Origin of the sequence: Neisseria sp. HMSC15G01 (genome assembly GCF_001808255.1) — a bacterium.
GTDB lineage: Bacteria > Pseudomonadota > Gammaproteobacteria > Burkholderiales > Neisseriaceae > Neisseria > Neisseria subflava_A.
Window position 1 is genome coordinate 1,726 of sequence record NZ_KV792670.1, and the last position, 2,919, is coordinate 4,644.

Annotated in this window: 3 protein-coding genes and 1 pseudogene; all 4 read right to left on the reverse strand. The window is 38.2% G+C overall.

Annotation, left to right across the window (positions count from 1 at the left end; genetic code table 11):
* A pseudogene (locus tag HMPREF3139_RS11170) lies at positions 1-418 on the reverse strand (hemagglutinin repeat-containing protein); the annotation flags it as partial.
* 151 nt (positions 419-569) lie between these two features.
* Positions 570-1,073 carry an immunity 42 family protein gene (locus tag HMPREF3139_RS03805; protein ID WP_070460644.1) on the reverse strand — a complete coding sequence of 168 codons (504 nt, stop codon included), beginning with the start codon at positions 1,071-1,073 and terminating at the stop codon, positions 570-572.
* A 242-nt stretch (positions 1,074-1,315) separates the two neighbouring features.
* A complete protein-coding gene (locus HMPREF3139_RS03810; RefSeq protein WP_070460646.1) occupies positions 1,316-1,777 on the reverse strand; it encodes a hypothetical protein in 462 nt (153 codons plus the stop codon).
* 76 nt (positions 1,778-1,853) lie between these two features.
* Positions 1,854-2,702 carry a hypothetical protein gene (locus HMPREF3139_RS03815; protein ID WP_070460648.1) on the reverse strand — a complete coding sequence of 283 codons (849 nt, stop codon included), beginning with the start codon at positions 2,700-2,702 and terminating at the stop codon, positions 1,854-1,856.
* Between the last annotated feature and the right edge of the window lie 217 nt (positions 2,703-2,919).

Here is a 2,919-nt window from a genome sequence, read left to right on the forward strand (position 1 = left end):
TTCCGACCTTGATTTGATAGCCGTCTTCTCCGGCGGAAATACCGCTTTGTGCGCTGATGCTTCGGTGTTCGGCGTTGATTTTGCTTTGGCTGTAACTGCCGCTTGCACTGAATCCGTAACCTACGGTCACTTGGGCACCGGCGTTTTGTTGTTTGCCCTGATAGGTTTCGCTATCTTGTACACTTTCTATATGCAGGTTACGCGTATCTGCCTGTACGCCTTTGCCGATGAGCTGCGCACCTTTGAGGGTGGTATCCCCGCCGCTTCGGATAATCGTTTTGCCGGCCGTGCTGCCGACATGGGTGTGGCGGCGGGTCGCTTTTGTCTGATTGCTGTGGTGGCTTGTTGAAAGAAAGGTCGTCTGAAACCGTATTTGTTGTTTCAGACAGCCTCTTGGCTCAAACCTTGAGAACTGCATATGTGCGTTCCGCACATCCTACGTATTGAGTTTAGGTTTCATATGGGCCACGGCTTGCTGTTGGCTTTATAGTCCTAACAGCTCTAGAAAATATTAAAGAACACATGTTTAATGCATCCTTAAACATAGATTTTATGTGAGATAAATTTCATTAATTATCATTTAAAATATAATCATATTTAATAATTATTTTTTCCATAATATTTTTTATATATCCTTTTTTAAACACTGATTCCTTAATAATATTATTATTTAAATATAACAATTTTTCATTATACTTATCGGACAAATACCAAATATTATCTTTTTCTTCAGGGTTATCAATATATTCTGTTATACAGTATTTCCAATATAAATAAGATTCTTCTTCTGATAATTTCATATTACGATAATGAACAGCATCGTTCAAAAAGATATATGCATTACAATAGTCTAAGTTAAATAAATTAGGACACTCTAGATTATCATTTATTGAAATAAACTGTTGTATGCTACGCAAAGAATTTGGTAAAAAAGTAGACGTATTTGGTAGTTCTTGAGGAATCATGTCTCCATTCACAAAAAATGTAAAAATCCCTTCGGAAAAATTTTCTGAACTCCATTCATCTATCTCCTCAATCCAAATTGCAAATTTATATGGATCCCCAAAAATCATTTAGAACACTCCTTGAATAAAATTTATTTTCCAGGAATACCCAATTTCCTACGCAGTTGGATATTAAGTTTATCAATTCTATTCCTGTTTAAGGTTCCTGCCCAGTGATACAAATTCCTGTTGTTATCAGCACCAACCAGTAAAGGATTGCTGCCGGTAACAGTCAACTTTATGTTTTTCAGATTGTGGACACCTGCAAAAAACGCGAAGAATTCGTGAAGGCTATAGTTTGCTAAAATATATTATAGATTCAATTGAAAAATAACAGATTCAACTGTACCTTTCTTATACCTGATTTCTTTAAAGTTTTTCCCATTATCAAAACTATAAAAAAGTCTCTCTTCCTCACCAGCATATCCCATTTCTAATACTAAACAATCTATTTCACAATTACTCCCTCCACTCATATATGCAGTATCAATAGAAAATATATTACATAATTCCAGAGAATTATATTTATCTATATCAAATATTTGCTCTCCAAAATCTAAACCATTGTTTCCACCTGCATAATACTTCTCTTCAAAGGATGATTTCAAACTATTAAAAACTGTATTTAGTGTAAAATATCCATATGGGCATATCTTAGGATATATATTCTCTCCTATTATTATCTGAATTTTTCCATAAATAAAACCATTACATTCAGAGTTTTTTTCCCATAAAATCCCAAATTTTCTTGTTGAATCCATAATAATATTCATATAAATCCTTATTTTAATAACTTATTCTTTTATTGCTCGGGGTATGCTTTTTTAATTCCTGCTTTTTGTTGACTTGTTAAGGACAAGGGATTCTTCTTATCGGATGTAGAACCAGCCCAATGCCAAGGTTCATTTTTCCTATCGCCCCCATATAACGATGAATATGTCCTTTATCATCAATTGCAAATCGCTGTTTACCAATTTGTACTGAACTTTCAATTAATTGAACTGAATTCTTTGGCTCAATACCAGCATCAAACTTAAACCCTAACTGACCAGGAGTATGTTTAGGATTAGATTTATAAGTAGTTTCACTAATCGTTTTATCTGGATTTTTAATTTTTATTGAGATAGCTTGAGGGACAGGTATAGAAGACCCTGCCCCCTGTCCTTTAGACGTACCAAAATCATTCTTTTGATGACTCTTCGACGCCAATGCCGTATCCGGAATCCTGTCCCCCTTCGCAACATTGCCATTTGCAGGAATACGGATATTCCCGACCCCTGACAATAATGGATCGCTGCCGGTAACGGCCGGCTTGATGTTTTTCAGGTTGCCAACTCCCGCAATAATCGGGGCTTTTATCCTCGGATTGGGGTTGACAAAGCTCATCAGCCAGTCGGCAACGTTCAGCGCAAGCTCTTCGTTTTTCCGCTCTTCCTGCCTGATTTTGGTGTCTTTTGTCCCGCTGTGCAGCCAGGTCAGGTTACGGTATTCGGGTTTGTCCTGTCGGCGGTATTCCTCAAACAGCTTCGGATCGTTGTAGGCTTGCGGATTTCTTGCGCCGTAGTCGCGGTAGTCCCAAGTATAACCCAAGGCTTTGTCTTCGCCTTTCATTCCGATAAGGGATATGACGCTTTGATCGGTATAGCCGTCTTGGGAACCTTTGTCCACCCAGCGCAGTATCTGCCTGCGGATTCTCATCGCGGCTTCTTGGCTGCTGATTTTTCTGCCTTCGCGTTTTTCAACTTCGCGCTTGAGATCATTGGCATATTTGTCGAACTAAGTTTGATTGGGCGGTTTCAGTGCATAAGGTGATGCAGGCTACTTTTTCTGATTGCTGTGGCAACTTGTCGAAAGAAAGGACGTCTGAAACGTTTTTTCTTTTTTCAGACGGCCTCTTAGCTCAAACCTTGAGAAC

Bases quoted from the DNA above. Each gene is read 5' to 3' on its own strand.
- HMPREF3139_RS03810 (WP_070460646.1), bottom strand. From the start codon at position 1,777: ATGAATATTATTATGGATTCAACAAGAAAATTTGGGATTTTATGGGAA.
- HMPREF3139_RS03805 (WP_070460644.1), bottom strand. From the start codon at position 1,073: ATGATTTTTGGGGATCCATATAAATTTGCAATTTGGATTGAGGAGATA.
- HMPREF3139_RS03815 (WP_070460648.1), bottom strand. From the start codon at position 2,702: ATGAGAATCCGCAGGCAGATACTGCGCTGGGTGGACAAAGGTTCCCAA.